The organism is Bacillus sp. CIS52 (assembly GCF_053545315.1).
Genome location: NZ_JBIUFR010000001.1, coordinates 567,959 through 594,844, shown reverse-complemented (window position 1 = coordinate 594,844; position 26,886 = coordinate 567,959). Strand labels below are relative to the sequence as shown.

Genomic DNA, 26,886 nt, shown 5'->3' with positions numbered 1-26,886 from the left:
ATACTAAATGGAATGGTTATGGTGCATCTGATATTAAGAAATTTATTGTTTATGCCAAATCAATTGGCTTTGAATGGGGTGGGGATTGGACAGGGTTTGTAGATCAGCCACACCTTCAATTCAACTATAAGGGCTATGGTACTGATACTTTTGGAAAGAAAGCATCTTCTGCACCTTCAAAATCCACAAATTCAGGCATAAAATCAGTCGGTAAGATTAAAATTGTAGGTGTATCAAATGCTGCAATTATCATGGACAAACCTGACCGTATTAAAGCTAAGAACATAGGTGCAATTGGGCTTGATAAGACAATTGTATCGCTGGGTCTGTTAGAGGTTCAAACAATTCTAAAGGATACTGGGAGATCATTCATAACGATAAACGCCGAAATGTGTCTGGTCAGTATGGCAAAATGGTCTAAGTAAATAAATAGTCCCCTTAAATTTCTTTGAGGGGACACTTTTGTTTATTTGATGATTTATCCTCTTTTTAATATTCACATGGCTTATCTTCGCATTCTGGCTTTTCTTTAGCATCAACATAAGACGATGTTATAGTGTCATTTGACTTGTCATAAATCCCCCAAAACTCTTTTTCTTTGTTGCCGTTCAAATAACCCTCTGCATTAATCCCTCCCATTGGATCTATTTCATATTTGTCCGAGAAATCAATTTTATCTATACCTTCATAGTTGGCATTTATGTAATCAGTCATTCGTTTTTTAGCTTTATCAAATAACTCTAGTTCTGCAGTCTTAACTTTTTCTTGCTTTTCATCATATTGGTGTTTCATGTATATTCCCCCAAGTGTTATTAGAGCTAGAGTAGTAAGTATAATTATGGATTTCTCCATAAAACCATCCTTCTTGTCGTATAATGAGAGTGGATTATCATTTTTTTGAAAAATCTATTGAAGTGGGTTAAGAAAAGTATCCGATCCTTTGATAATACTAATGAGTTTTGAGAAAGCATAAAAGACCCCTCTACTCTATGGTGAGGGGTTGTATACTTAATACTCACATACTTTATCTTCGCACTCAGGCTTCTCGGTTGCATCCACAGTAAATGATCCTATTTCGTCATTAGTTTTGTCGTAAATTCCCCATATTTCTTTTTTCATATTTCCATTGAGATAACCATTGATTTCAATACCACCCATTGGATTCACCTCATAATCATCAGTGTAATCAATTCGTTCAATACCTTTATAGTTTGTTTTAATAAAGTCAGTCATTCTTTTTTTAGCCAAAGAGTACAACTCTTCCTTTTGTTGAGTTTCTTGGGCTTCCATTTTTTTGTCGTATTGTTCCTTCATAAATATCCCTCCAAGTGTTATAATAACCAGAGCTATAAGGATAATTATGTATTTTTTCATAAAACCATCCTTTCTGTCTTACATTTTACATGAGGGAAGGGGCATTGTACATGAATACAAAGACCGACATACCTAATTTATCTGATAAAGACTATTTTTTTCTCAGTCAAAATACATACAGTGAAAAGAAAATGAAAAAAGCCTATGAAAATAAGACTCCCATTGTAAATAGATCAAAAAAGGCTTTTTACGTGGAGAAAATCAAAAAAGACCCAGACACAGGTCTAGATGTTTACGTATTTGTTCAAGCGAAGAAAAAAGAAGGCAAATGGGTAAAACCAAAAGAACCAGAAAATGTCGTTATAGGTTTTCAAGGAACAAATCAGGAACAAATTAAAGCTGATGTTATAAGTGCAGATGGCGGCAACGTAGTCATGGGTAAAGACCCGAAAAAGAAAGTCCAATACATAATGAAAAAAGATGCATCTGAAAACTCTAAAGCTATTGCCAAGTATAACGGCAGTATGGAACAAGCAATGATGATTAAGAGCGGAGAATACAAAATTGTCACTAAGACATCTCAATTTGATCAAGGTGATAAGCTCGTTGCCAATGAAGTGAAAAAGTATGCTGGCACTAACACAGTGATTTCGACAACAGGTCACTCACTTGGAGGGGCAGATGCGGAATACGCTGGTGTAAACAATAACGTTTACAGTGTAGCTTTTAACAACCCTTCCATTGTTAAACTGCACGATGAAGAAACACAGAATAAAATCAAAAATAGCGAATTTGATTTGTATCATAAGGCAATTATTAACCCTGATGATATGGTGGGCTCAGGATGGTTTTTAGAATACGACAGACACAACGGAACAACCATATATACGAAAGATCCAAGCATCGCACGTCAAGATCGAGCTCAAAGACTAATTTCTTCTTACGGAGTTCCTGGTATTTTGACCAACTTGATTACTTCTTTCTATGGCCAAGCATTTGCAAAAAATCCTGATACTCATAGTTTAAATGATTCGAATTTTAAATTTGATAAGAATGGTAATATCCAGAGTGTTGATGGCAGAAAAGGTGTTTATAACCAGAATATCGAATCATTCTCATCTTTCTCAGGCATGAATGGCCAGACAATTAAAGTGGATGCTAAATATGCAAAAGAATTAGCTAAACGATTACAGGCAGCTATCGAAGACTTAAAAACAAAGAAACAAGCAATTGAACGATTTCCTCATGATCACAGCAAAATGGTGTATGACGTAAAATCTATTTGCGGGAAGAGGTTAGGAGAATTCAAGGATCTAGAACCAAGCGATGTTGATAAAGCTGTATTGTTTCACGCACCTTATGTGAAAGATGGGGCAGCATTTTATGACTCAGAAGAACAGTATCAAACTGAGGCTTCTCTTCATTATTTGATTAGAGATTTAGAGGATATTAGTGAGTTTATTGTTAAAATGGCTGAGGATTTAAAAGATAAGGATAATGAATTAGCAAGCTGGTTACGGTTATAAGGGGGATTTAAATTGCCATATGGTGTTAATATGGATGCAGATGAATTTTACAGACGGTTACAACAGAATGAGGAATTAAAAAAAATTGTGGGTTCAAGTTTAAAAACTCATTGCCAGAACCTAAAAGAAGACACAAAAAACGCATCAGACTTTTCTTCAGCACAACAGGTTATAGCTGAAGTGTATGTTGCTTTACTCTCTTCATTTGAAGGTAAAGCTAAAGAAGCATTAGTACAAAGGCTTAATGAAAATGCGACAATGCTGACAAATGCTACAGAGAACAGAAGTGCTTTTCTGAGGAGTATAAGGACTAAATAATTAAAACAACCTCTTCACTTTAGATGTGAGGGGGTCTTTTTAACTTATGATGTAGAAAAATTCGCAGACGTCTGCGAAAATACTCAGTTATTCAATCTCTCTTCTAATTCATGAATACGTCTTTCTAAACTAGAGAATTTCTTATCGTTATAACTATGATCAAGTTCGATGTTCTTGTTGATCAATTTGAGCATCGACATAACTTCTTCAGGTTCATTTTCCTCTATACGGGAAACTGTATCCTTGATTTCCTTTACATCCTGTTTAACTTCAGCAATGTCCTTTGATAACTGCTGAATAGCTTCTAATATTTGTTTCTCCATCCCGTTCACCTCTCCTTACAGTATAACAGCTATTGCAATACTTTTGATTGTCCGAAATTTGGACAATCCAATATTTCAATGGTTTTGTTTAACGGTTTGTAGAATTCTCCTCTACAAACTCTACAACCTAAACCCCGCCTTTTAAGCGGGGGTATTTTTCGTCTGTGGTGCGCCGCCGGAAAGGTGCATGATATCCGCACAGACCTTGTATAATGAAAAGAGAAATCATCTGGACAAAAGAAAAAGACGAGTAAACCCGGGGGGAGTGTACTCGCCGCTTCATTACGTGACGGGTGCTGGATGGCAGCTCGTCTGTTTCATTATAAAATAGGGAACGTATGTTTGTAAAGGCCTGCGCCGTTTTTTTCTTATCCGGAGCGGATCAATTGTAAATGAATGATCATCATGATAGCATGTCCTGTAAAAAGAAGGAGTGTTTGTCATGGAGCCGTTAGAGTTAAACGGTGTAAGGCTTGAAATGTATGACTGTAAAGAAAGTGCGGGCAAAAATGGGCGCGTCATCTCATTTATATTGAAGGTGACCTCTGAAACGTATCATGACATTGCCGTCCTTTTGTATGAAAAAACATTTGAAATTAAGGCGCCCGATCGGGGTCTTGAATTCCGCGGCAAAATAACCAGCTACCATACATCCATCACAAATCTTTATAATAAAGATGAGACCGGAGATTTTTTCGTTGAAATGACGGAAATCTGAAATCATTTGAAAAAGCTGCCGGGCGGCAGCTTTTGTGCGGGATATGTAAATGGTTCGGATTGTTCAGTGGGGGTTAATAGGAGTCTCTGATGATTTTATAATTTTTATGGTTGACGACAGTGAGGGAATCTAATTCAAGATCACGATAATTATCCATGATGGTTACATCAACGATGACGGAGTTTTCATTTACCTTTTCAACAACACCGGTTAATCCGTTTTTAAATTCAATGACGTTTCCAACCTTAGCAATTTTCACGAGCTTCCTCTCCTTTATCATAAATCCTGTTTGAAAATATTTTGCAGTATTTTCTTTAAGAAGTAAAGCGATATGGGTATCGGCCTGCTCAATCATTGTCCCGGCGGGGGAAAGATGGTATATTGATTTTCGGGAAAAAGCCGAGAAAAGGAGGCTGTGTTCGTTGCTGCCTGAAGAAATATCAGAACGTATCAACCAAATGCGCACCGGTGAAATCAAAGAATTCAGGGTGCAGAAAGAACATTTTCTTGCATTTCGAGCGGTTTTATCGAAGCAGGAAGATTTTAAGCATTTCCGCGGTATTGCACAGCAGGGCGGAGATGTTGTTTTCCAGTATTTAGAACAGCCAAGAAGCTGACGGCTCCTCGCATATGAGGAGTCTTTTTTTGTTTTCGCTGCTCATTTCATCTTGCTGTAACAGATGTAAACAAAATGTAAAATCCCTCCGATGGATACTTTTACTGTAATTTGGTTAATGTTATGAAAATGACGGCCGTTTTTCTGCCAATAGTAAGGCCGTTAACGAACTTTTTCCATCATAAAAGCTGATTGGGAGTGCTGGAAAATCTTTAACCGTGAATTTGCGCACTGCTCTTGTTAAGGTAGTGAAGTATTTAAGGAGGAAAGCGTATGACGACAAAATTTGCTGCCTTGGCTGTCTTTTTTCTTTGTTTTATGCCTGCAACAAAAATTGAACATACAGAAGCTCTGTTTACTTTAGCGAAGAAGCCAAAGCAAGAATCCAGCACACTGGTTGCTGATTTAAATAGAAATAGTTCGGTTCCGAAGTTTTCAAAAACTGACCAGAAGCATTCGATCCATGTGATAAAGCTGTCATCTCATCTTGAGCAGAAAGCCAAACCGGAGAAAATGGCTTATCAGCCGCCGAAAAAGACGTATTCCAGTGCCGACAGGGAACTTCTGTCACGTCTCGTTCACGCAGAAGCGAAGGGTGAGTCTTATAAAGGAAAGGTCGCGGTAGCCAGCGTCGTGCTGAACCGGACTGAAAAGAAAGGCTTCCCGGATACCATTCGGGGTGTGATTTATCAAAGGAATGCATTTGAACCGGTAGCAAACGGAAGCATTAATCAAAAGCCGGATAAGGATTCCATCGCCGCCGCAAATGAGGCGCTTAACCATCCGGGCAGAGAAACGAACGCATTGTTTTTCTACAATCCGAAAACAGCTTCTGACCATTGGATCCGTTCCCGAAAAATTATCGAACGGATCGGCAGACACGTATTTGCTATGTAAGCATAGCGGGACAAATATCCCGGCTATGCTTTTTTCAATTTTAAGAAATCGAAAATATTTTCAGAACTTGTCTCATATGATGATGAAAGAACGAGAGACAAGGAGAGACACCATGAATCGATTTGTGAAAGGGATCATTCTTTTATCCATCGCCGCCTTTTTCGCTGAATGTCTGGAATTTGTCGTGAATATGATACTGGCGCGGGAGCTTGGCGAGCATGGGATGGGGCTTTACATGAGCATTCTGCCCACCATTTTTCTCATTATCGTGATCGCCAGTCTGGAGCTTCCGATCTCCATCTCAAAATTCATCGCGGAATCCAATCAGAAGCTGCATGAAAGCATGCTCCGGCATGCCTTCAGAATGACCGCCGTATTTACCGCGTTTTCAACCGCGGCCGCAAGCATCGCGCTGCCGTTCATTCCTGTATTCGATACGTACCACCCTTTTATTAAAGGGATTGTCATCGGACTGATTCCCGTCGTCGCTTTTACATCCATCGCCAGAGGCTATTTTATGGGTGTGCAGCAGATGGGGAAAATCGCGGTTGCGAATGTTTTGAAAAAAATCATTCAAGTGCTTTGTCTGTTTATCTTTTTTCAATGGTACTCTTTTGAAATTGATATGGCCGTGCTCATTTCGTTATTTGTGCTGGTCGCAAGTGATGTCGTGGTGTTCGTATACTTGTATACGCAGTTTATTTTGGCGAGGAGGACGCTTTCCGGCCATCAGCACATTCATCTCCGCGGCAAGGATGTGCGGAAACGTCTTCTGGCGGTATCCATTCCGACAACGGGGCTTCGTATTTTTCACGCGGTGACAAATGCCATTGAACCTTTTTTAGTAAAAGGAGCGCTGCTGGCCTCAGGGGCGGCCGGGGCAGCCGCGATTGATCAATACGGCATGCTTGCCGGTGTAGCGGTGACGATCGGTTCGTTTCCCGCATTTATCGCTCATTCACTGATGGTCGTCATGATTCCGAGCATTTCAGAAGCGTACGCGCTGTCTCAATATGACATTGTACTGAAACGGCTGAGACAAGCGATTTTTATTACATTCGGCTATGGCATTCCGGCAGTCTGGTTCATGTTTCAGTTCGCCGGCCCGCTGACCCATTTATTTTTTCAGTCTCCGGAAGCGCAGTATTTTTTGCAGCTTTTGTGGCCGTATTTTCTTTTTCAGCTGTTTGTGATGCCGCTTCAGGCCTGTCTGATCGGCATCGGTCATGTGAAAACGGCGTTTTATCATAATGTATGGAGCAGCATTGTGGGTCTTTCGATGATGTATGTGCTTGGTTCTATGCCGAATCTGCAAATGCTCGGCATTATACTTGGCATGAATACCGGCATGATTCTTCTGACAAGTTTACATTACGCGACGATCTGCAAAGACCTCGGTGTCTCCGTGTTCCTGACCGGCGGCGGAAGAACAGCACCCCGGATCGAGAGCTGAAAAGACTGATACATTTCAGTAAGGAGGGGCAAGCTATCCGAAACGCGTGAAAGGAAGATCTTATGCATAAAAACCGTCTTATTGCATGCGCAGTCCTTTTGATAGCTGCCTCTCTCTGGATGCCTGAAGCAAAAGCCTCATCAGAAAAACAGGCAGTTCCCGCCGTGTTTCTGATGAAGACGATTGAAGGAGACGAGATATCGGTCCCGAATAAAGGGCAGAAAACCATTTTGCATTTTTGGACATCGTGGTGTCCGCCGTGTAAAAAAGAACTGCCGCAGTTTCAAACGTATTATGAACAGCATCAATCTGATGATGTAAGTCTTGTAACGGTAAATCTCATGAATGCTGAGCGAAACAAAGAGGCCGTTCAAAACTTTGTCAATCAGCACCATCTCACATTCCCGGTCGTTCTTGACTCTAAGGGCGAGCTTATGAAGGAATACGGGATCATGACGATTCCTACGTCATTTCTGCTGAATGAAAAAGGAGAAATCGAAAAAAAGATCATCGGTCCGATGACCGCTTCACAATTAAAAGAATGGGCTGAGAAATAAAAAGGTGCGGGGGATTTCCTCCCGCACCTTTTTTGCACATCATGAACAGCTGAAGGGTTTCTAATGATAATTATTATCAAAAAGAAATTAAAACAATTATAATTGAAATCTTTCGCCGGCATGCTATAATAAAGAAAAACACCGCGATATTACTGTGAAAATGCTGCCTGTAAGGCGGCAGTTTTTGCTTTTATCGGGGAAATGAAGATGATTTGCGTTCTCAATTAGAGAGGAGAATTCATAATGAATGAACAAGTGGTAACTCAAACCCCTTCACAACAGCAGACTCAAGAAGAGCGGTCCGGAAAAAAGTGGCTCCAGCATGCGGAACTCATTGCGGCTCTCGTATCGGGCGCCCTTATTCTTGCAGCCTGGTTTTTCACCGAAGCAAAAGGCCTGTCCGTTACTTTGTATATCCTGGCCTTTGTGATCGGCGGATTTGCAAAAGCGAAAGAAGGAATTGAAGATACGCTGGAGACGAAGGCTTTAAATGTTGAACTGCTGATGATTTTTGCGGCTGTCGGCTCTGCCCTTATCGGGTATTGGGCGGAAGGCGCTGTTCTTATCTTTATTTTTTCGTTAAGCGGCGCGCTGGAAACGTATACGATGAATAAAAGCAGCCGTGATTTAACCTCCTTGATGAAACTGGAACCGGAGGAAGCGACCCTGCTTAAAGACGGACAGGAAAAGCGGGTGCCGGCCGCTGAACTCAAGATCGGCGACATGATCGTCATTAAGCCGGGCGAACGCGTAGCGGCAGACGGGATCATCGAGTCAGGCGCGACGAGTCTTGATGAATCGGCGCTGACGGGTGAATCGATGCCGGCGGAAAAAACAACCGGAGACTCTGTGTTTACAGGAACGGTAAACGGAAACGGCTCTTTAACGGTCCGAGTTACGAAAACAAATGAGCAGTCTCTATTCAGAAAAATCATCCGGCTGGTGGAATCGGCTCAAAACAGCGTGTCACCGGCTCAGGCATTTATTGAGCGTTTCGAAAGTGTCTATGTAAAAGGCGTGCTTTTAGCCGTGGCTTTGCTTTTATTCGTTCCTCATTTTGCTTTAGGCTGGAGCTGGAGTGAAACCTTTTACCGGGCGATGGTATTTATGGTGGTCGCCTCCCCTTGCGCTCTTGTCGCTTCCATTATGCCTGCTGCGCTTTCTCTTATTTCAAATGGAGCCCGCAACGGATTGTTGGTTAAAGGAAGTGTGTTTTTAGAGCAGCTGGGAAGCGTCCGGATGATTGCTTTTGACAAAACCGGCACGGTCACAAAGGGACAGCCTGCAGTTGCTGCATTCCAAGCGGCGGAATATGTGAATGAGGATGAGGTCATGCAAGCGGTGTATGCGATTGAAAAGCAATCAAGCCACCCGCTTGCAAAGGCGATAGCTGAATTTGCCGAAAGCCGGGGCGCTGTGCCTGCAGGCCATACATCGATTGACGAGACGTCCGGATTCGGTGTTCAGGCCGATATAGAAGGCGCTAAATGGATGATCGGAAAAGCTGGATTTGCAGGGAAAGAGGATGCAGACGCTTTTTTGAAAACATCGGGAAATGAGTTAAAAGATAAAGGCTGTACGCTGGTTTTTGTTAAGAAAGATGACAGGATAGCGGGCTGTTTTGCGTTAAAGGATCAAATCCGGCCAGAAGCAAAAGCCGTAATGGCTGAGCTTGAATCACTCGGGATTAAAACGGCCATGCTTACCGGAGATCAGCCTGAAACAGCGGCTGCCATCGCAAAAGAGGCTGGCATGACGACGGTTGTTGCCGATTGTCTGCCTGACCAAAAGGCAGAGGAAGTAAAGAAACTGAAAGAAACATACGGCACAATCGCCATGGTCGGAGACGGCATTAATGACGCGCCCGCTCTGAAAACCGCTGACGTCGGTATTGCGATGGGAGGGGGAACGGACGTGGCTTTAGAGACGGCTGACTTGGTCCTGATGAAAAATGATCTTCATAAGCTTGTGAAAATGTGCAGGCTCTCACGGAAAATGAACCGGATTATTAAGCAGAACATCGTTTTTTCGCTCTCGGTCATCTGCCTGTTGATCTGCGCCAACTTCCTGCAGGTGATGGAACTGCCGTTTGGCGTTATCGGGCATGAAGGAAGCACGATTCTGGTCATACTGAACGGACTCAGATTATTAAAATAAACAAAGCAGCCGCACATCGGGCGGCTGTTTTGTTAAATGTTCGTTCACAGCATAAACGCCGGAAAACTGATAGAATGAATAAAGAGCCACTTTGGTAAGGAGGAAAAACAAAAATGAACAGATTACAACGTGTTTCAGATTGGCTGAAAAAAGAAGGACACGATGCGGCGTTTATACATACAAAGGAAAACGTATTTTATTTAACTGATTTTTATACGGATCCGCATGAGCGGTTAATGGGATTGTTCCTGTTTCAAGAACAGGAGCCGTTTTTCGTCTGTCCGGGAATGGAAGCCGGACAAGCCCGCAGTGCCGGGTGGGAGCATGAAATTATCGGCTACGGCGATCACGAAGACCCGTGGGAGCTGATCAAAGCCGAGCTCACAAAACGAAATGTGCGCCTTGATTCCATCGCGGTTGAAAAGGATTCGATCTCGCTTTCACGTTCAGAACAACTCAAGCATGCTTCAGGGGGCGCCGCGTTCGCTTCGGCAGAAGAAACGCTCAACCAATTCCGTCTCGTAAAAGATGAGAAAGAAATCAGCATTCTCAGGGAAGCGGCAAAACTTGCGGATTTCGGAGTTGAAGTCGGTGTCGCAGCGCTTAAAGAAGGCGTGAGTGAAACTGAAGTGCTGGCGCAGATTGAGTTTGAGCTAAAGAAAAAAGGCGTGCAGGGCATGTCGTTTTCAACGATGGTGCTGTTCGGAGAAAAATCAGGCCAGCCTCATGGCAATCCGGGTACAGACCGTCTGAAAAAAGGCGATTTCGTTCTGTTTGACCTGGGTGTTATTCTTGACGGCTACTGCTCAGACATTACGAGAACATTCGCATACCAATCAATCAGCCCGAAACAGGAAGAGATTTACGAAACGGTGCTTAAAGCTGAAAAGGCGGCGCTTCAATTAAGCAAACCGGGTGTGAGAATCGGCGATCTTGATTTAAAAGCCCGAGGCATTATTGAAAAAGCCGGATACGGAGACTATTTCCCCCACCGCCTCGGCCACGGTCTCGGGATTTCGGTTCATGAATATCCATCAATGAGCAGCGCGAACGACACGCTCCTCAAAGAAGGTATGGTGTACACGATAGAACCGGGGATTTACGTGCCGGATGTAGGCGGCGTGCGCATTGAAGACGATGTGTTTGTCACAAAAGACGGCGCCGAAGCATTAACGCAATATCCGAAAGAATTAACGATCCTGAAATAGAAAGCTTTGTGATAAAAAAGGACGGTTCTGGAACGCAGCGTCCTTTTTTATCACCTTGTTAAATGAAAAAGTCATCAAAATGCTGAAATGGTTTGATATCATGCTTTTCCCGCAGCGGCCGCATAGCAAGATAACTGCCGCCGAGTATGGCCAGACACAAACCGATTAAGCAAAGAATCCCCATCACTGTTATTCTCCTTTCAAATGAATAGGCTGTATTTGTTTTTAGCTTACTGTATGAAACGCATTCCAGATCAAGGAAAAAAAGAAAGGGGGGACGCCATGGCTACGATCAGAGACATTGCCGGCGCTGCCGGGGTTTCTGTTACAACAGTATCAAGAGTATTAAATGATCATCCTTATGTAAGCGAAGACAAAAGAGAAAGAGTGAAAAAAGCGGTACAATCGCTCGGCTATATGCGCAACATCCATGCTGTGCATTTATCCAAAGGCTTTTCCGATATGATCGGCGTTGTGCTGCCGTCGGTGAATCTTCCGTATTTTGCAGACCTTGTCGCGGGTATTGCCGAGGCTGCCGAAGCCTCAGGCGTGCATCTTTCTTTATACCAGACGGATTATCAGCAGCAAAGAGAACGCTTTGCTTTATCACAATTACAGGAGCGCCAGGTGGATGGCCTGATTATCTGCTCCAAAGCAATTTCCGATGAGCAGCTGCTTACCGTGAAAGAACCCATTATTCTCTGCCAGCACACTGATGCTGCTGAGCTGTCCTCAATCAGTAATCCGCATGGGGAAGCATTTCGGCACGGCCTGGATTATCTGATAGAAAAGGGACACCGAAAAATAGCGATCAGCCTGGCCAGAAAAAAGGGAAAAAACAGTCAAGTCCGCATTGCCGCATACAAAGAGGCGCTGAAGAAGATCGGCCGGCCTTACAGGGAAGAGCTGGTTGTGGAAAAGGCGCTGACGCTGCTTGACGGGAAAGCCCTTTTTCACAGATGGAAGAGCTGGGATGACAAACCGACTGCGCTGTTTGCGGCGAATGATCAAGTATCCGCCGGTCTTTACCTTGAAGCCAAGGCAAACGGGACGCGCATTCCGGAAGAGCTGGCGATTTTGAGCATCGACAATCATGATATCAGCAAGATGTTAGGTATTTCCACAATAGATATACAAACGAAAGAAATGGGAAAGCAGGCTTTTCACATGCTTAAGAATCGGATCAGCGGCGGGCCTCCGGCAAGGAAGATTCTTGATTACCGTCTTATTGAACGATCAACCGTCTAAAAAAAGAATTGACGCGCTTTCTGTTCGTTTTGTACGATATGAGGTATTGAATGACAAAGGAGCTGAGGATCATGAAGGGGTCCTTTACAGTTGAGAAGGTATTAAATAACAATGTGCTGATCGCAACACATGATAGATACAGTGAGGTCGTCTTGATCGGAAAAGGAATCGGCTTTGGAAAAAAACAAGCGGATGTCATTGAGGATAAAGGGTATGACAAGATGTTCATCTTAAAGGATGAAAAAGAACAAAAACAATTTAAAAAGCTCCTCGGTTATGTGGACGAGACACTTGTCGACATCTCCAATGACGTCATTTATCATATCAGGAACCGAACAAGCCAACCGTTAAATGAACATATCCATATTGCGCTGACGGATCATATCGCCTTTGCGGTAAAGCGGCTGCAGCAGGGCTTTGACATTAAAAACCCTTTTCTTATGGAAACCGAAACGCTTTATCCGGAAGAATTTCAGATTGCCCGTGAAGTTGTCGGCATGATTAATGAAAAGACTGGAATCTGCCTTCCGGAAGGGGAGATCGGCTTTATCGCTCTTCATATCCACTCCGCCCTGACGAATCGGTCCCTTTCAGAGGTCAACCAGCATTCGCAGCTGATGTCCCGGCTCGTTCAGGTGATAGAGGAATCTTTCCAAATGAAAGTCAATAAAGAAAGCGTCCACTATTTGCGGCTGATCCGGCATATCAGATTTACCATAGATAGGATTAAACGGGAAGAGCAGACAAAAGAACCAGAAAAGTTAATGTTATTATTGAAAAATGAATACCCGCTATGCTACAATACTGCTTGGAAACTGATAAAAATCTTACAGCAAATGCTGAAAAAACCAGTTCATGAGGCGGAAGCGGTTTATCTCACGCTTCATCTGTACCGATTAACCAATAAAATTTCATAATTTCAGTTGAGACCTTTAAAAACGTGTCACTGATTCGATCAGGCATGAGTGATTGAGGGTAAAAAACGGGAAGAACGGCCCCGTTATTTTGCACACCCTTTTTTACTCATGCTTTTTGTTGTGTAAAAGGGCAAATGTAAACGGTTAAACTGAAGACTTGCGCCTGTGAATTCGTTGTCATGAATTTTCGCTGTAAGGTCACACTAGCTAACAGGGGAGGTACATTCTTTATGTTTAAAGCATTATTCGGCGTTCTCCAAAAAATCGGCCGTGCTCTTATGCTTCCGGTTGCGATTTTACCGGCTGCGGGGATCTTGCTTGCGTTAGGGAATGCCATGCAGAACAAAGATATGATCCAAGTCATGCATTTCTTAAGCAATGATAACGTTCAGCTTGTGGCAAACGTTATGGAAAGCGCCGGCCAAATCGTATTTGACAACCTGCCGCTTCTTTTTGCAGTAGGGGTTGCGATCGGTCTTGCGAATGGAGACGGTGTTGCCGGAATCGCGGCCATTATCGGATACTTGGTCATGAACGTATCCATGAGCGCCGTGCTTATGGCAAACGGCAGTATTCCGTCTGACAAAATTGAACGCGCTAAGTTTTTTGCGGAAAACCATCCGGCCTATATTAACATGCTGGGGATACCGACTTTGGCGACGGGCGTGTTCGGCGGTATTATCGTCGGGGTTCTGGCCGCGTTATTGTTCAACAAGTTTTATAAAATTGAACTTCCGCAGTACCTCGGATTCTTTGCGGGTAAGCGGTTCGTTCCGATTATCACATCAATTTCCGCATTAATTCTCGGTCTTATTATGTTAGTAATCTGGCCTCCAATCCAGCATGGTCTGAATTCCTTCTCAACGGGACTTGTGGAAGCGAATCCAACTTTGGCGGCCTTTATTTTCGGAATGATTGAACGGTCATTGATTCCGTTCGGTCTTCATCACATTTTCTACTCGCCGTTCTGGTATGAATTTTTCAGCTATAAAGATGCCGCTGGAGACATTATCCGCGGAGATCAGCGGATTTTCATGGCTCAGATTAAAGACGGCGTACAGCTGACGGCAGGTACATTTATGACCGGGAAATATCCGTTTATGATGTTCGGCCTTCCGGCGGCAGCGCTTGCAATCTATCATGAAGCGAAGCCTGAAAAGAAAAAACTTGTAGCCGGAATCATGGGTTCTGCCGCTCTGACAAGTTTCTTAACGGGAATCACCGAGCCGCTTGAATTCTCATTCTTGTTTGTGGCTCCTATCCTGTTTGCGATTCACTGCGTATTCGCGGGGCTTTCCTTTATGGTCATGCAGCTGCTGCATGTAAAAATCGGCATGACCTTCTCAGGCGGTCTGATTGACTACTTCCTGTTCGGAATTCTGCCTAACCGGACGGCTTGGTGGCTTGTCATTCCGGTCGGCTTAGGATTAGCCCTCATATACTACTTCGGTTTCCGGTTTGCGATCAGGAAGTTCAACTTGAAAACGCCGGGCCGTGAAGAAGAAGTTGCAGATGAAGGGGCAGGCGCATCAGGCGAAGCCGGCGACCTTCCTTATGAAATCCTTCAGGCGATGGGTGATCAGCAAAACATTAAACACCTTGATGCTTGTATCACGAGACTTCGTGTGACGGTCAACGACCAGAAGAAAGTGGATAAGGCCCGCCTGAAACAGCTTGGCGCATCAGGCGTCCTTGAAGTCGGAAACAACATTCAGGCCATTTTCGGCCCGCGCTCTGACGGTTTAAAAACTCAGATGCAGGATATCATCGCTGGACGCACGCCGCGCCCTGAACCGAAAGTATCCGCACAAGAAGAAGTCAGCCAGCAGGTTGAAGAGGTTATCGCGGATCCGCTCCAAAACGAGCAGGGTGAAGAAGTGTTCGCTTCTCCGATCACCGGCGAAATCCATCCGATTACGGATGTGCCTGACCAGGTGTTCTCAGGGAAAATGATGGGTGACGGTTTTGCGATTCTTCCGGAAGAAGGAATCGTCGTATCGCCTGTCCGCGGAAAAGTGCTGAATGTTTTCCCGACAAAACATGCGATCGGCCTCCAGTCTGACGGCGGAAGAGAGATTCTGATTCATTTCGGAATCGATACAGTCAGCCTGAAAGGTGAAGGATTCACTTCTTTTGTTTCTGAGGGTGACCGGGTTGAACCGGGGCAAAAGCTGCTTGAAGTTGATCTTGAGGCGGTTAAACCTCATGTTCCTTCATTAATGACACCGATTGTCTTTACAAATCTTGCTGAGGGTGAAACGATTTCCCTTTCGGCCGAAGGTACTGTAAAACGGGAACAAAAAGATATTGTGAAAATCGGAAAATAAGCATATAAATACGCCGTGCTTGTCAGATGACAAGTACGGCTGTATGATATAATATTGTGTAGTAAAATAGCTTTAATTTAAAGGAGAATGATAATCATGGCACAAAAAACATTTAAAGTAACAGCAGATTCCGGAATCCACGCTCGTCCTGCGACAGTTCTTGTACAGACTGCAAGCAAATATGATGCTGACGTAAACTTAGAATATAACGGCAAAACAGTAAACCTTAAGTCTATCATGGGCGTTATGTCTCTAGGTATCGCTAAAGGCGCTGAAATCACAATTTCCGCTGCAGGCGCTGACGAAAACGACGCTCTTAACGCTTTAGAAGAAACAATGAAAAGCGAAGGACTCGGCGAGTAATGCAAGAATTAAAAGGAATAGGCGCTTCAGCCGGAATTGCGATTGCAAAAGCATACCGGCTTGAAGAGCCGGACTTAACGGTTGAAAAGAAAAACATTGCTGATGCTGCGGCTGAAGTAAGCCGTTTTGATGAAGCGATTGTACGTTCTAAAGAAGAGCTTGAGAAAATTAAAGAGCATGCTTTAAAAGAACTGGGACAAGACAAAGCTGATATTTTCTCCGCGCACCTTTTGGTTCTGAGTGATCCTGAGCTGTTAAACCCGGTAAAGGAAAAAATCAGCACAGATTCAGTTAATGCGGAATTCGCTTTGAAAGAAACGGCTTCCATGTTCGTGACCATGTTTGAATCAATGGATAACGAATACATGAAAGAGCGTGCGGCGGATATCCGTGACGTAACAAAACGTGTGACAGGGCACCTGCTGGGCGTGGAAATTCCGAACCCGAGCATGATCTCAGAAGAGGTTGTCATCGTGGCTGAAGATTTGACACCGTCTGATACGGCGCAATTAAACCGTCAGTTTGTAAAAGGTTTTACAACTGATATCGGCGGACGCACTTCACACTCCGCAATCATGGCCCGTTCGCTTGAAATCCCGGCTGTTGTCGGAACAAAAGCGGCTACAGGCACAATTGAAAACGGTGTTACGGTGATCGTAGACGGCATCGATGGTGATGTGATCATCGATCCTTCCAGTGAAACATTAAAGAAATATGAAGAAAAGCACAGTGCCTACCTGGCGCAAAAAGCTGAATGGGCTAAGCTCGTCAATGAACCGACTGTTTCAAAAGACGGCCATCATGTAGAGCTTGCCGCAAACATCGGCACCCCTGATGATGTAAAAGGCGTTCTTGAAAACGGAGGAGAAGCTGTAGGGCTTTACCGTACGGAATTCCTTTACATGGGACGCGACCAGCTTCCGACAGAAGACGAGCAATTCGACGCTTATAAGACGGTTCTTGAGCGTATGGAAGGAAAATCAGTAGTCGTGCGGACATTGGATATCGGCGGCGACAAAGAGCTTCCTTACCTGCAGCTTCCTAAAGAAATGAACCCGTTTTTGGGCTACAGAGCCATCCGCCTTTGCCTTGAAGAACAAGAAATCTTCAGAACTCAGCTGCGTGCGCTGCTTCGTGCAAGTACATACGGAAACTTAAAAATCATGTTCCCGATGATTGCGACAGTAAACGAGTTTAAACAGGCGAAAGCGATTCTTCTTGAAGAAAAAGAAAAACTCGTCAAAGCCGGCGTAACGGTTTCTGACGATATTGAAGTCGGTATGATGGTAGAGATTCCGTCTACAGCCGTTATCGCAGATCAGTTTGCCGCAGAAGTTGACTTCTTCAGTATCGGAACAAATGACTTGATCCAATACACAATGGCTGCTGACCGCATGAACGAGCGCGTGGCTTATCTGTATCAGCCATACAATCCGGCGATTCTCCGTCTTATCACGCTTGTCATTGAAGCCGCTCACAAAGAGGGCAAATGGGTCGGCATGTGCGGAGAAATGGCAGGAGACGAAATTGCGATTCCGATTCTTCTCGGCTTAGGCTTGGATGAGTTCTCAATGAGCGCTACATCCATCCTTCCGGCAAGAACGCAGATCAGCAAGCTTTCTAAAAAAGAAGCTGAATCATTCAAAGAAACAATCTTGTCTATGAGCACGACTGAAGAGGTTGTCGCATTCGTTAAAGAAACTTTCAATAAGTAATACAACAGCCAGACGGTGTAAGCCGTCTGGTTTTTTTCATATTCGGAAAAAAGGGGGGAACAATAACTTTCAACAGGAGGGATTATCATGACAAAATCATTTGGAGCGGGGGATACGGTCTACGTCATTTACCGTAATCCGCATGCCGCCAATGTTGCCCATATTAAAGAGGCGGAGATCGTTCATCACCCATACCATGAGGGGGAACTGTCTCTTTTTTTACACGAAACCTATCATCCGCTGGCCGAAGATGATGCAGTCTTTTCGACATATGAAGAAGCGGAAGCGCTTTACAGCGAGCTTTTTGAAGAAGATCGGCACCACTGATCAAAGGAAATGTTTACAACGCATATTCACTCTCTTTTAAACGGAAAGTAACAACGTGAGACTATGTAAAGGGAGTGTCTGTCTATGCTGAAGCCGTTTGTTCCCCAGCTTGTTTATATTGAACCGCGAGCGCTCGAATACCCGTTAGGACAAGAGCTGAAACATAAGTTTGAAAACATGGGGCTTGAAATCAGAGAAACGACCTCGCATAATCAAGTCCGGAATATTCCGGGGAAAAATCATTTGCAGCAATACCGGAACGCGAAATCAACCTTGGTGATCGGCGTCCGGAAAACATTGAAATTCGATTCTTCAAAGCCATCCGCCGAATATGCCATTCCGTTTGCGACGGGCTGTATGGGGCATTGCCACTATTGCTATCTGCAGACGACGATGGGGTCAAAGCCTTACATCCGGACATATGTCAATGTGGAAGAGATTCTGGATCAGGCTGATGAGTATATGAAAGAACGGGCTCCGGAATTTACAAGATTTGAAGCCTCTTGTACGTCTGATATCGTCGGAATTGATCATTTGACACATACATTAAAAAGAGCCATTGAGCATTTCGGACAAAGCGAATTGGGAAAGCTCAGATTCGTGACCAAATTTCATCATGTCGATCACTTGCTTGATGCGAAGCATAACGGAAAGACAAGATTCAGATTCAGCATTAATGCGGATTATGTCATTAAAAACTTTGAACCGGGAACTTCTCCGCTCGACAAACGGATTGAAGCCGCTGTCAAAGTCGCTAAAGCGGGCTATCCCCTCGGTTTCATCGTGGCGCCCATTTATATTCATGATGGCTGGGAGGAAGGCTATAAGGAACTGTTTGAGAAGCTGGATGCGGCACTTGATGAAGATGTTCGGCATGACATTACATTTGAACTGATCCAGCACCGTTTTACAAAACCGGCCAAACGGGTGATCGAGAAGAACTATCCGAAAACAAAGCTTGAACTGGATGAAGAAAAGCGAAGATACAAATGGGGACGTTACGGAATCGGCAAATATATATACCAAAAGGACGAAGAACATGCCTTAAGGGAAACGCTCGAGTCTTATATCGAAACCTATTTTCCGAAAGCGAAAATCGAATATTTTACGTAAGGCGGAGCTGTCGGCATGACGGCTCTTTTTTTTGCTGCGTCAAATGACGGAAATTTTTGATATTTATTTCAAGGTTTATTCATTTTCTTGGCCGAAAGACCGATATAACTCTCAGGAGGGGATGGTTATGTTTAAAAAAATGCATATCAAAATTGCTGTGTTTGTATCGGCAATGCTTATCGTAACGGTTGTTTTTTTAACGGTATCTTCATATTTGACATTAAAGCCGATGATGACAGATGAAGCAAAACGCACGACAGAAAATGTCACCAATTCACTCGGTCAGAACATTGAGCTTCAGCTGAAAAATGATGAGACTGTATTATTGAGATTAGCAGGCGGTGAATTGTCCCGCACGTTTTTAACAGATGGGAATAAAGAAACCGCGCGGCTCTTTAACGATGAGTTAAAGCAGATAGGACAGAATGACAAATATGTCGCGCTTGCATACGTCGGAACCGCAGACAAACAAATGTTTACATATCCGAAGGCTGACTTTGCCAAAGACTATGATCCGACAAATAGAACGTGGTATAAAATGGCGGCCGAAAAACCCGATACGGTTGTCTGGACTGAGCCTTATAAAGATGCTGTGACAGGAGATATGATCGTGACGGCTTCAAAAGCCATTCAAAACAGCGGAACCGTCATCGGAGTGGCGAGCTTAGATTTGAAGCTGTCCTCCATTCAGAGCATGGTCAATCAGCAAAAGGTTCCGTATAAAGGATTTGCGTTTTTAGCGGATGAAAACGGTTCTCTTCTGGCGCATCCGTCAAAACAGGGGAAAAATATTTCGGAAGATCAGGCGTTAAAAGACATCAGCTCAGACAAAGAAGGCATCAAAGAGCTGCAAGGGAATATGGTCGTCTATCAAACGATAAAAGAAACAGGATGGAAGGTCGGAACGCAGTTTGAAAAAGATCAGCTGATGGGAGTAGCCGACAAAATGAATACAGTGAGTATTTTTATGTCACTGATCGCTCTTGTGATTACGATCGGGCTCAGCTATTTCCTTGCGAAAACGATAACCGGGCCGATTCAGCAGCTGATCGCCAAAACAAATTCGGTCTCAGCGGGAGATTTAACCGTCCGCGCCCAGACTAAATCAAAAGATGAAGTAGGCGAATTAACAAAAGACTTTAACCAAATGGTTGAAAATATGAAAGACATGGTCGAACAGGTCAAGACCTCTTCAGAAAAAGTGTCCGATACATCTGACCAATTAACAGTCATTTCACAAGAGACAAATGAAACGAGCGGACAAATCGCAAAAGCGATAGAGGAAGTCGCCGCCGGAGCGACTGAGCAAGCGTCAGAGGTTGAGACGATCAATGAAAAATCTGAAAATCTCTCAGTCAAAATAAGAGGAATCGCCGATCGCGCGGGCAGCATAAAACAACTCTCAAAATCTTCAGAGGAGGCCAGCTACAAAGGCCTGGATGCGCTCGGCCAGCTGCTGATGAAGTCAAATGAAGCCAATTCAGAAACGAAAAAAGTAGAGGCCATGCTGACTGACCTGGAAAACCAAACGAAAAACATAGAGGAAGTCGTAACGGCAATATCCGCCATTTCGGACCAGACAAATCTCTTGGCGCTGAATGCGAGTATTGAAGCCGCAAGAGCGGGAGAAAGCGGACGGGGTTTTGCCGTCGTCGCTGAAGAAGTCCGCAAGCTTGCTGAACAATCAGCTCTTTCCTCCGGCCATATCAGTGAGACGGTCCGGCTGATTCAATCAGAGACGAAAGAAGCGTCGCACGCAATGATCGAGGCAAGCAGAATGAATGATGAACAAAACAGCGCCATTCATGAAACGGGCGAAGTGCTCAATCTGATTACGACGGAAATGCAGTCTCTCGTTCAAGGAATAGATCATATTTACAATGACATTCAAAAAATGAGTGAAGAACAAGCCGCGATACAAGAAGCGATTCAAAGCATCTCCGCCATTTCTCAAGAATCAGCGGCAGCCGCGGAAGAAGTGAATGCCTCAACTGATGAACAGCTCGTTACGCTTGAAAAAGTGAAGCAATCGACCGACATGTTAAAGAGCGCGAGCGAAGATCTGATCAGCGCCATTTCTAAATTCACCTTGTAACGCGGACTCTATCAGCCTGTCATATGGTAATATAGACATGAAATCGTATATATGAATCGCAGCAGGGGAGGAAAACGCAGTGAACAAAACGGTCGGATTTATCGGTTTAGGCGTCATGGGAAACAGTATGGCATCGCACATTTTAGAAGCGGGCTATCCTGTTTTAGTCTACACGCGGACGAAACAAAAAGCGGAAGAGATTCTGAATAAGGGAGCGGTCTGGCAGGAGACGGTCAAAGACCTTTCGGAGAAAGCTGACATCGTTATTACCATGGTCGGCTATCCGAGTGATGTCGAAGAAATCTATCTCGGTGAAAACGGCATTCTCCGTCATGCAAAAGAAGGGGCGTTTGTCATTGACATGACGACATCAAAACCGTCTCTGGCGAAGAAGATTGCGGAGAAAGCCAAAGAAAAATCGATTCACGCCCTGGACGCACCCGTTTCCGGCGGTGACATCGGCGCCCAAAACGGAACACTTGCCATTATGGCCGGAGGAGAAAAAGAAGCGTTTGAAGCATGTCTGCCGCTTTTCTCCGTAATGGGGGAAAATATTCAGTATCAAGGGCCGGCAGGGAGCGGCCAGCATACGAAAATGTGCAACCAGATCGCGATTGCAGCGGGAATGGTCGGAGTGGCTGAAGCGATGGCTTACGCTGAAAAATCCGGTCTGAACCCGGAACAAGTGCTGAAAAGCATTACAACCGGAGCTGCCGGAAGCTGGTCATTGTCCAACCTCGCTCCCCGTATGCTGAAAGGCGATTTTGCACCAGGATTCTACGTGAAACACTTTATTAAAGACATGGGCATTGCTCTTGAAGAAGCGGAGCTCATGGGAGAAGAAATGCCCGGATTGGCGCTGGCCAAATCATTATACGACAAGCTTTCCGCGCAAGGAGAAGAAAACAGCGGAACTCAAAGCATTTATAAGCTTTGGGTGAAATAAAAAAGATTGCCCGAACGCGACTATTTTATGGATGCTGAGGAAGCGAATACTTACAGTATTGTTGGTAGTGTTTTGTAAACAATGATCTGCAAACCTTGTATTCTTAGGGCCTTAATGAAGACAGGAACTTGGCAGGATAATGTATTAATGTGTATCCGTTTATAATATTCTACTGTTTGGAAAATCCCCCTCGTTTGTTTGATGCAGACTGTCTATTATAAATCAAAAGGGGGATTTCCGAATAATTATAAGGATTAATACAACTTTCCAACAGTAGGATGTTTCATGTTTGATTCAACTATGAAATTCGAGTAACCCAAATGTACATAGCAATAAATCGAGTGATTCCCGCAATTAAAACCTAATAATTTGGCATCCGAAATTGAAATTCTATAGATTAGCCTTCTAGCAAAACTGAAAAATAAAAGAGGATGTATCGTAAAAATTCAAGAGATTTACGAAAACATCCTCGATTCAGAGATTTCATCATTACATGTTGTTTTTTGAGAATTCCAGATGAAATCAACGTTAAACCCATTTGTTAATAATATGAATTTTAATGCTGTACAGTAATATAGTGTTTCAGTTCTCCTCTATGGGTTTGATTTCCCCAAGTCAATGCTACCACCACATCATACTTGCCTGCTGGAATATTTTTTGTCAAAAAGCTCACTTTAAAACTGCGAATATTACGGCCATTAACATATATGTCTTTGACTACATCTCTTTTTTTATTGACAAGAAGAACATTAACACCCCTGTTTACCTCAGCATATCTTGTAGACACAGTACCTGTTACGACAATAGAAGTAGCGTGTTTTGAGTAAGTATTAGCATCTGTTTGGAATTTAATTGCTCCTTTTGAAGTCATGGCTAACGCTTCTGAACTGTTTGAGAAAATCCCGAATGTCAATAGAGCAACTGTGAATAGTGTCATTACAATTTTTTTCAATTTAAACTTCCTCTCTCCATTCATTTAGAAACCCATTCAATATATTACTAAATTTTGAAAAAATATTCAATGGAAAATAGGTAAATTCTACTTTTTATTATAAAAAAGTATTACTAAAGAAGTAAAGGCTAGCAAAACCATTTTAATCCTCACGTTTATGATTTTACAAAAAAGCTCCCGGCACCTCTGTGCCGGGAGCTTCAAAATTTATAAATTTATAAAGTGTCAGGCCCTTCTTCGCCCGTACGGATGTTGATTGTATTGGGAACTTCGAAAATTAAGATTTTGCCGTCACCGGGTTCACGGGTTTTGAGCACTTTTTGCGCCGTCTCAGCCACTTTTTCGACAGACAAAAGATTGCCCGCTGGGGCAATCTTTTTTATATTATTTTCCGATGAATTGCTGTGTCCAGATGTTTCCTGATTCTACATAACCGACACCGATTTGAGTGAACTCAGGATTCATGATGTTCTTTCTGTGGCCTTCACTGTTCATCCAAGCTTTAACGACAGCTTCAGGAGTCGGCTGCCCTTTGGCGATATTTTCACCGGCAGTTTTATAAGTGATCCCGAATGACTTCATCATATCGAAAGGTGAACCGTAAGTCGGACTTTGATGATCGAAATAGTTTTTGTCTTTCATATCTTGTGATTTTGCGTGAGCTGATTTGCTTAGTTTATCATCAATCTGCAGAGGTTTTAAGCCTTGCTTTTGTCTCTCTGCGTTTGTCAATTCAACGACTTTCTTTTCATACGCACTGACAGATGAAGGAGTTTTCTCGCTGCTGTTGTTTGTATTAACTGTCTGTTTTGCATTGTCAGCCGTCTGGTTTTGATCGGCTTTCGGTTTTTCAGCAGCTGCCGGAGCCGTTTTTGCAGGTGTTTCTTTTTGAACGTCTTTAACTGTCATATCAGAATGCTTTGCGTGTTTTTGCAGCTGCTGTTTCAGTTCTTTCTCATTTTTAAAGCTCAGCTGTTTCGCGCTCTTTTTCATATGTAGTTTTTCAACAGCCTCTTGAAGAGTCAGATGCTGTACGGTGTTTCCTTTTTTCACAGTAACGACGTGCTGGCATGACAGCTCTTTGGCAGATGCCTGCTGAATGCCTCCGAATGTTATCAAACTGACTGCCGCGGCGGCAGATAAGAGAAATGCTTTCTTCATAAGTTTATAGCCTCCCAGAGAAGTTGTTTTTTTCTACATGAAAAATCTTATCACAGCTTTTTTGTCATAATGCAGGCATTCATTTCCTTTGACAACAATCTCTTGTCATAATTGTAATTGAGCATAGAAAAATGGCTTTATATCAGGAGAAACGATCTGTATTTATATTTTAAAATCCGTTACATTACTTCAAGTTATTTGAAGTGTTAGATATTTTTTAAGATAATTTGATCTTGACAGTTTTTTTTACCTGTTTTCGCTGTAACAACTTTTACAAAAATGTTACAATTAAAATCTGTTTATGTAAATATATTCAATGATTTGAGAGGTGTAACAGAAAGTGGCTGAAGTCGCGCGTGAACCAAAGAAAAAAACGAAACGTTACAGAGCGCTGAGAATGAATATCTATTTTTTAGTTGTTTTCCTTCTCTTTACGGCACTGATTTTTAAACTCGGCATCGTCCAGATTGTCGAAGGGGATAAACACCGCCAGGATGCGGAGAAGGCAAATGCAAAAACCGCCTATTACCCGACACCGCGGGGAAAGATGTATGACAGGCAGAACAGAGTGGCGGTTGATAACCAGGCTGTGCCTGAAATTGTATACGTTTCTACCTCCAAAACCTCGGCAAAGGACAAATTGAAAACGGCAAAAAATCTCGCCGCACTGATCCATATTGATACTGAATTTATGAAGGATCGAAATATCATTGATTACTGGCTTGCCGCACATCCGAAGAAGGCGGAAAAGCTTATGAAGGATTCAGAAAACAGCCTGAAATCCCAAGAAGTGTACAAACGCCAGATTGAACGCGTCCCGAAGCAGGAGATTGATGCGATTAAAAAAGATAAAAAAGAGCTGCAAATCGCGGCGATTTATACGCGTTTTTCAAGCGGCAACGCCTATCAGCCGCAAGTCGTCAAATCAATGGACCCGAATAAGCTGAACGGAAACGGAAACAGCGGTTCACTGCTTGACGAACATGAAAACAACAAACAGAAACCGAAAAGCGACCTGACATATGAAGAAGTTTCCGTCGTATCCGAGCACCTGAAAGAGCTCCCCGGCATTGACGTGATTAATGACTGGACGCGGAAATATCCGTACGACAAAACGCTGTACTCTCTGTTCGGCGGTGTGACGACACCGGAACAGGGATTGTTGGGCGAACGGAAAGATTATTATGTCACAAGAGGTTACTCACTGAATGACCGGGTGGGAAAAAGCTACATTGAATATCAGTATGAAGACTATTTAAACGCACATAAAGAAAAAGTAGAGTATGTGGAAAACAGCAAAGGTGAAGTCGTCAGCCAAAAGCCCGTCAATGAAGGCAGCAGAGGCTACGATCTGCAGCTCTCGCTCGATATGGAATTACAGTCGAAAGTCGAAAAAGTCATTGAAAATGAGCTGAGAAGAAGCCGCGCCGCCGGCAACTATATGGTTGACAGAGGATTTGCCGTCATGATGGATCCGAACAACGGGGATATTCTCTCAATGGCGGGGAAACGCATTGATCTCGAAACAAATAAAACACAGGATTTTGCGATCGGGGCATTTACGACCCAATATGAGATGGGCTCCTCTGTTAAAGGAGCTACTGTTCTTGCGGGTTACCAAAGCGGCCTCCCGCATTATAAAACGTTTGTCGATGCACCGCTTGTATTTAAAGGCAAAACGAGAAAACAATCGTGGACACAAATGGGGACCATTACTGAGCTGACCGCGCTGCAAAGAAGTTCAAACGTATATATGTTTCATGTGGCCATGCATATAGCCGGCATTACCTACGTCCCGCACGGCATGCTGCCTGCCGGATTAGACGATATTAAAAAAATGCGCAACTACTACGCCCAATTCGGCCTGGGTGTGAAAACCGGGATTGATCTTCCTCAGGAATCAGCGGGAATGCAGTCAAATCCGCAATTGGTCGGGGGATTGCTGCTGGATTTTGCGATCGGACAGTTTGATACATATACGCCGCTTCAAATGGCTCAATATATTTCGGCCATCGCAAACGGCGGATATCGCGTCCAGCCGCGGATTGTCACAAGCATTCATGAACCGGACAGCAAAAACAAGCTTGGGAAAGCGATTGAACAGCGCGATATTAAAGTTTTGAACAAAGTAAATAACAGCCCGAGCGATTTTGATCAAGTTCATAAAGGAATGAAATTGGTCACAAGCTCACCTCAAGGAACGGCTTATTCAACATTTCAAGGTTCCGGCGCTGATGTTTCCGGAAAAACGGGAACCGCGCAGACGCGCTATTACGGCACGAACAAAAACTGGTGGGGGAAAGAAACGTATAACCTGACTTTTGTCGGCTATTACCCGTCAGAACATCCACGAGTGGCATTCAGCGTCGTCGTTCCGTCTGTTCGAGATGATAAAGATCATATCAGTAAAAACATTGCCAAGGGAGCAGTTGACGCTTACAAAGAGCTTGAAAAGAAATACAATAAAAAATAACAAATGAAAGGGCGGCCGAACATATCGTGCGCCCTTTCTTTCATTCAGGAAAATTGACGTTCACAATAAGAATAGAAGGAGAATGCTCATTTTTTAGCGAATCAATCTAGTGGAAATTCTTTTAATATCAGCCCGTGACCAGCCTGCAGTGTGAGTAAAATG

26 protein-coding genes and 2 pseudogenes are annotated in these 26,886 nt (G+C 43.5%); 20 read left to right on the top strand and 8 right to left on the bottom strand.

All coding sequences use genetic code 11. The annotated features are described in order from the left end of the window. Positions 1 to 32: 32 nt before the first annotated feature. Positions 33 to 174 (top strand): annotated as a pseudogene (locus ACH32G_RS02430) (M15 family metallopeptidase); the annotation flags it as partial. 315 nt (positions 175 to 489) lie between these two features. On the opposite strand, the gene ACH32G_RS02425 reads toward ACH32G_RS02430, so the two are convergent. Together ACH32G_RS02425 and ACH32G_RS02420 are read right to left on the bottom strand one after the other, a co-directional pair. Continuing rightward, positions 490 to 852 (bottom strand): DUF1433 domain-containing protein, encoded by a 363-nt coding sequence (locus tag ACH32G_RS02425; protein ID WP_016936338.1) that lies wholly within the window; start codon positions 850 to 852, stop codon positions 490 to 492. Positions 853 to 1,008: 156 nt separating this feature from the next. Then, entirely contained in the window at positions 1,009 to 1,374 is a 366-nt protein-coding gene (locus ACH32G_RS02420; RefSeq protein ID WP_045926886.1) for a DUF1433 domain-containing protein, read from the bottom strand. Positions 1,375 to 1,424: 50 nt separating this feature from the next. Between ACH32G_RS02420 and ACH32G_RS02415 the strand changes: the two genes are divergently transcribed. Together ACH32G_RS02415 and ACH32G_RS02410 are read left to right on the top strand one after the other, a co-directional pair. After that, positions 1,425 to 2,840: a lipase gene (locus ACH32G_RS02415; RefSeq protein ID WP_448813953.1), complete on the top strand. Its 1,416-nt coding sequence runs from the start codon at positions 1,425 to 1,427 to the stop codon at positions 2,838 to 2,840. A gap of 12 nt (positions 2,841 to 2,852) precedes the next feature. Continuing rightward, positions 2,853 to 3,158 carry a hypothetical protein gene (locus tag ACH32G_RS02410; RefSeq protein WP_016936335.1) on the top strand — a complete coding sequence of 102 codons (306 nt, stop codon included), beginning with the start codon at positions 2,853 to 2,855 and terminating at the stop codon, positions 3,156 to 3,158. An 83-nt stretch (positions 3,159 to 3,241) separates the two neighbouring features. On the opposite strand, the gene ACH32G_RS02405 is transcribed toward ACH32G_RS02410, so the two are convergent. Continuing rightward, positions 3,242 to 3,481, bottom strand: a complete 240-nt coding sequence (locus tag ACH32G_RS02405) for a hypothetical protein (protein WP_021493770.1) — start codon at positions 3,479 to 3,481, stop codon at positions 3,242 to 3,244. A 442-nt stretch (positions 3,482 to 3,923) separates the two neighbouring features. Between ACH32G_RS02405 and ACH32G_RS02400 the strand changes: the two genes are divergently transcribed. Next, positions 3,924 to 4,199 carry a DUF3219 family protein gene (locus ACH32G_RS02400; RefSeq protein WP_095240803.1) on the top strand — a complete coding sequence of 92 codons (276 nt, stop codon included), beginning with the start codon at positions 3,924 to 3,926 and terminating at the stop codon, positions 4,197 to 4,199. A gap of 73 nt (positions 4,200 to 4,272) precedes the next feature. Here the strand turns inward: ACH32G_RS02400 and ACH32G_RS02395 are convergent, their stop codons facing one another. Beyond that, positions 4,273 to 4,458, bottom strand: coding sequence for a YkvS family protein (locus tag ACH32G_RS02395; RefSeq protein ID WP_003232446.1), 186 nt, complete (start codon positions 4,456 to 4,458; stop codon positions 4,273 to 4,275). 163 nt (positions 4,459 to 4,621) lie between these two features. Here ACH32G_RS02395 and ACH32G_RS02390 point away from each other — a divergent pair, with 163 nt between their 5' ends. From ACH32G_RS02390 to ACH32G_RS02365, 6 genes are all read left to right on the top strand, one after another. Then, positions 4,622 to 4,816 carry a hypothetical protein gene (locus ACH32G_RS02390; RefSeq protein ID WP_012117423.1) on the top strand — a complete coding sequence of 65 codons (195 nt, stop codon included), beginning with the start codon at positions 4,622 to 4,624 and terminating at the stop codon, positions 4,814 to 4,816. Positions 4,817 to 5,088: 272 nt separating this feature from the next. Next, complete coding sequence (locus ACH32G_RS02385) at positions 5,089 to 5,712, top strand: cell wall hydrolase (RefSeq protein ID WP_448813952.1); 624 nt, start codon at positions 5,089 to 5,091, stop codon at positions 5,710 to 5,712. Between the two features lie 112 nt (positions 5,713 to 5,824). Beyond that, entirely contained in the window at positions 5,825 to 7,165 is a 1,341-nt protein-coding gene (locus ACH32G_RS02380; protein WP_095240801.1) for a polysaccharide biosynthesis protein, read from the top strand. A gap of 62 nt (positions 7,166 to 7,227) precedes the next feature. Next, a complete protein-coding gene (stoA, locus tag ACH32G_RS02375) occupies positions 7,228 to 7,722 on the top strand; it encodes an endospore biogenesis thiol-disulfide oxidoreductase StoA (RefSeq protein WP_448813951.1) in 495 nt (164 codons plus the stop codon). Between the two features lie 243 nt (positions 7,723 to 7,965). After that, the gene (locus tag ACH32G_RS02370) at positions 7,966 to 9,879 is read left to right on the top strand and encodes a heavy metal translocating P-type ATPase (RefSeq protein ID WP_366969460.1); all 1,914 of its coding nucleotides are present in this window, start codon (positions 7,966 to 7,968) and stop codon (positions 9,877 to 9,879) included. A 113-nt stretch (positions 9,880 to 9,992) separates the two neighbouring features. Continuing rightward, entirely contained in the window at positions 9,993 to 11,087 is a 1,095-nt protein-coding gene (locus tag ACH32G_RS02365) for a M24 family metallopeptidase (protein WP_064778827.1), read from the top strand. A gap of 58 nt (positions 11,088 to 11,145) precedes the next feature. On the opposite strand, the gene ACH32G_RS02360 is transcribed toward ACH32G_RS02365, so the two are convergent. Continuing rightward, positions 11,146 to 11,271 (bottom strand): hypothetical protein, encoded by a 126-nt coding sequence (locus ACH32G_RS02360; RefSeq protein WP_016936325.1) that lies wholly within the window; start codon positions 11,269 to 11,271, stop codon positions 11,146 to 11,148. Between the two features lie 98 nt (positions 11,272 to 11,369). Between ACH32G_RS02360 and ACH32G_RS02355 the strand changes: the two genes are divergently transcribed. The 9 genes from ACH32G_RS02355 to ACH32G_RS02315 all read left to right on the top strand — a co-directional run bounded on the left by ACH32G_RS02355 (position 11,370) and on the right by ACH32G_RS02315 (position 22,138). Further along, positions 11,370 to 12,335, top strand: coding sequence for a LacI family DNA-binding transcriptional regulator (locus ACH32G_RS02355; protein ID WP_448813950.1), 966 nt, complete (start codon positions 11,370 to 11,372; stop codon positions 12,333 to 12,335). 50 nt (positions 12,336 to 12,385) lie between these two features. Next, the gene (gene glcT / locus ACH32G_RS02350) at positions 12,386 to 13,252 is read left to right on the top strand and encodes a glucose PTS transporter transcription antiterminator GlcT (protein WP_016936323.1); all 867 of its coding nucleotides are present in this window, start codon (positions 12,386 to 12,388) and stop codon (positions 13,250 to 13,252) included. A 230-nt stretch (positions 13,253 to 13,482) separates the two neighbouring features. After that, positions 13,483 to 15,579 (top strand): glucose-specific PTS transporter subunit IIBC, encoded by a 2,097-nt coding sequence (ptsG, locus tag ACH32G_RS02345; protein ID WP_448813949.1) that lies wholly within the window; start codon positions 13,483 to 13,485, stop codon positions 15,577 to 15,579. A gap of 96 nt (positions 15,580 to 15,675) precedes the next feature. Continuing rightward, the gene (locus ACH32G_RS02340; protein WP_010334034.1) at positions 15,676 to 15,942 is read left to right on the top strand and encodes a phosphocarrier protein HPr; all 267 of its coding nucleotides are present in this window, start codon (positions 15,676 to 15,678) and stop codon (positions 15,940 to 15,942) included. Further along, the gene (ptsP, locus tag ACH32G_RS02335; protein WP_064778829.1) at positions 15,942 to 17,657 is read left to right on the top strand and encodes a phosphoenolpyruvate--protein phosphotransferase; all 1,716 of its coding nucleotides are present in this window, start codon (positions 15,942 to 15,944) and stop codon (positions 17,655 to 17,657) included. Before ACH32G_RS02340 ends, ptsP begins: the two co-directional genes overlap by 1 nt. 87 nt (positions 17,658 to 17,744) lie before the next feature. Beyond that, a complete protein-coding gene (locus ACH32G_RS02330) occupies positions 17,745 to 17,984 on the top strand; it encodes a transcriptional regulator SplA domain-containing protein (RefSeq protein WP_016936321.1) in 240 nt (79 codons plus the stop codon). Between the two features lie 84 nt (positions 17,985 to 18,068). Then, the gene (gene splB, locus ACH32G_RS02325) at positions 18,069 to 19,097 is read left to right on the top strand and encodes a spore photoproduct lyase (protein ID WP_049628380.1); all 1,029 of its coding nucleotides are present in this window, start codon (positions 18,069 to 18,071) and stop codon (positions 19,095 to 19,097) included. Positions 19,098 to 19,224: 127 nt separating this feature from the next. Then, a complete protein-coding gene (locus tag ACH32G_RS02320) occupies positions 19,225 to 21,192 on the top strand; it encodes a methyl-accepting chemotaxis protein (RefSeq protein ID WP_448813948.1) in 1,968 nt (655 codons plus the stop codon). Positions 21,193 to 21,271: 79 nt separating this feature from the next. Continuing rightward, positions 21,272 to 22,138: an NAD(P)-dependent oxidoreductase gene (locus ACH32G_RS02315; RefSeq protein ID WP_448813947.1), complete on the top strand. Its 867-nt coding sequence runs from the start codon at positions 21,272 to 21,274 to the stop codon at positions 22,136 to 22,138. A 556-nt stretch (positions 22,139 to 22,694) separates the two neighbouring features. Here the strand turns inward: ACH32G_RS02315 and ACH32G_RS02310 are convergent. The 3 genes and pseudogenes from ACH32G_RS02310 to ACH32G_RS02300 form a co-directional block, all read right to left on the bottom strand. After that, positions 22,695 to 23,090 (bottom strand): hypothetical protein, encoded by a 396-nt coding sequence (locus tag ACH32G_RS02310; protein ID WP_049628381.1) that lies wholly within the window; start codon positions 23,088 to 23,090, stop codon positions 22,695 to 22,697. A gap of 215 nt (positions 23,091 to 23,305) precedes the next feature. Then, positions 23,306 to 23,431, bottom strand: a pseudogene (locus ACH32G_RS02305) (P-II family nitrogen regulator); the annotation flags it as partial. Between the two features lie 43 nt (positions 23,432 to 23,474). Further along, the gene (locus ACH32G_RS02300) at positions 23,475 to 24,251 is read right to left on the bottom strand and encodes a CAP domain-containing protein (RefSeq protein ID WP_448813946.1); all 777 of its coding nucleotides are present in this window, start codon (positions 24,249 to 24,251) and stop codon (positions 23,475 to 23,477) included. A gap of 340 nt (positions 24,252 to 24,591) precedes the next feature. Between ACH32G_RS02300 and ACH32G_RS02295 the strand changes: the two genes are divergently transcribed. Then, positions 24,592 to 26,724, top strand: coding sequence for a peptidoglycan D,D-transpeptidase FtsI family protein (locus ACH32G_RS02295; RefSeq protein WP_448813945.1), 2,133 nt, complete (start codon positions 24,592 to 24,594; stop codon positions 26,722 to 26,724). Positions 26,725 to 26,886: the final 162 nt, after the last annotated feature.